The sequence below is a fragment of the Metallosphaera yellowstonensis MK1 genome (assembly GCF_000243315.1).
GTDB lineage: Archaea > Thermoproteota > Thermoprotei_A > Sulfolobales > Sulfolobaceae > Metallosphaera > Metallosphaera yellowstonensis.
The window spans coordinates 1-2,157 of sequence record NZ_JH597762.1 but is presented as its reverse complement, the minus strand read 5'-3'; the positions used below and the strand labels follow the sequence as shown (position 1 = coordinate 2,157).

1 protein-coding gene is annotated in these 2,157 nt (G+C 46.7%); it reads left to right on the top strand.

Annotation, left to right across the window (positions count from 1 at the left end; all coding sequences use genetic code 11):
* Window positions 1-372: 372 nt before the first annotated feature.
* Window positions 373-1,182: a ParA family protein gene (locus METMK1DRAFT_RS07355; protein WP_155812364.1), complete on the top strand. Its 810-nt coding sequence runs from the start codon at window positions 373-375 to the stop codon at window positions 1,180-1,182.
* Window positions 1,183-2,157 lie beyond the last annotated feature (975 nt).

Genomic DNA, 2,157 nt, shown 5'->3' with positions numbered 1-2,157 from the left:
CCACGCCGAATATTTCAGCAACCTCACTGGGTGTTAGATACCTCTCCACAGTAATTAAAAGTAACTAGAAGTATTTAAAAGTTACGTGAAAGTGCTATAGTCTCTGGTGCTAATTTGCCTTATTTAATGAACGTCTGAAAGAATAAATGTAAAGCCTAGTCAGTTTAAGGTGAGGGATAAGGTGATTTGGCCCGATCAAGCGTAGACAACGTAATTCGAGAAGGAAACCCGAATCGCCCGAAATACTCTCGTGAGGAGCGTTAAGTTAACATTGATCAATGATATAGATTATGAAATATCAGTGAAGGTTCCGATGTCGGCTTCCTGGAAAATACTGTCATGATGAACCGAAAGTTTTTTAGAAAAAACTAAGTGTACAAAAAAGAAGAAGATATGTTCAGAATATCTATCCATGGTGCCAAAGGGGGAGTTGGGAAGTCTACCATCGCTTTGGGCTTGGCGAGAGAGTTGGCACTGAACGGGAGGGAGGTTCTGTTTATAGACAGGGACCTCCTGGGCTTCGCCTCTTTCCTAGCAGGTATTAGGGAGTATGGTCTACTAGCGAAGGCAGTAGAGGGGCGAGGCCCTTTACCTTTGAGAGAGATCAGGATGGGCAGAGGTACCTTGACCGTGTTGAAGCTCTTCGGAGACGGCATGAGGTTCAAGAGCGATATGGCAGTAATCCAGGCCGACCCCGCTCTTAGGGCTGAGTTAGAGGTCACCTACAGGGAGATCTTGGGAAAGAGGAGTTACCATTTCGCCGTTGTGGATAACCTACCTTTAGTGACTCCATCAGATGATGTTGTGAGACATGAGCTGGAAGTTTTCAGGGCAGTCTATCCAAGCTCCCAAATCACTAGGATATTCGTCTCCGATTCGTCCAGGTTTTGCATAAATGACACCATGAACTACGTTAGGGTGGTCGAGAGTTCTCCAGACAAGGTCGGGTTTCCAGGTTTCTTCGTGATCAACATGATCCCTCCGTTTAGGGATCAGGAGGAGTACTTGAGAGTACTCAGGGAGGCTAAGGAAAGTTTAGGGACCAAGGGAGGAGTTCTTATCCCGTTCCTGGAACAATTGTTCCAGATCAAGGGTGGACTGGAGTCCTTCCCTACAGTCCCTCAGATCCGAAGGATGGCCTTAAACCTGGAGAATGGCACCTTCGAGGAGTTTATTAATTAGAATTAGGATAGAAATTGAGTTAAATGAGGGGCCTTTCAAGTGTTTACCCGTGGTGCAACTTACCTTCTTTAATACTTCTAAATACGCCACAGGTACCCCTCCTAAGGGCTCATACACGGTCACCCCCAGATCATTGGGGTTAGTGGAGGGAAACTTCAATACCCATCCAACTTCTCCCGTCCTCGTGAGCGCTGCCCCTCATCACTTGGGAGATCATCAAAAGGAAATTCCTTGGTAACACCATATGAGCATAACCCACGTCGTGTTGGATTTAAAAGTAATTAAAAATGTTTAAAACTCACGCGGGAATGTTATAGTCTCAGTGCTTATTCGCTTCATTATGACAGAACAAATGGATGTAAAGCCCCATCAGTTTACGGTGAGGGGACGAGGTGGGTTCGACTCATCAAGGATAGAACAATACAATTCGAGAAGGAAACCCTAATGACCCCCTCTATAAATCAGGCGTTAATTTAAGTGTTTTAATTTAACGTATTATACACCAGACTTGTGTTCCATTTCCTATTGTACTTCGCTTACAATGATAGGGGTTAAGGCACTACCGTTTCGTCCCTGAAGGACTATGGGAACAGCTAGTCCAGTGCACCCCTGACGTCAACTTCCAAGAACTTGAAGTCCCTCCTCCTGGGCTCCCTGAAGCTCCTCCATCGGGAAATTGAGCGAGAAGTCCTGGACACGTGGAGATATTATGAGGATAAGGTTATAAGCGGATGGAGAAACGCCTTCTTAGGTGCAAAGCCCCGTGGACTTCGGACTCCTCCGGTAGCCCGATGAGATCCTTAGGGCATGTCGGTAACAATCTCCAGCTCAGGGATCTTTTCCGCTCGTCAGGTCTCGTCCCGAGGACCCGGCTAGTCTTTTGCGAAGGGCTCTAGGCCCACCCTTCGAGGGCTCGAAGCCCACGGGCCATTTCTGCAAAATGCATTCTCCACGTGAAATATAACCTTCACTCTC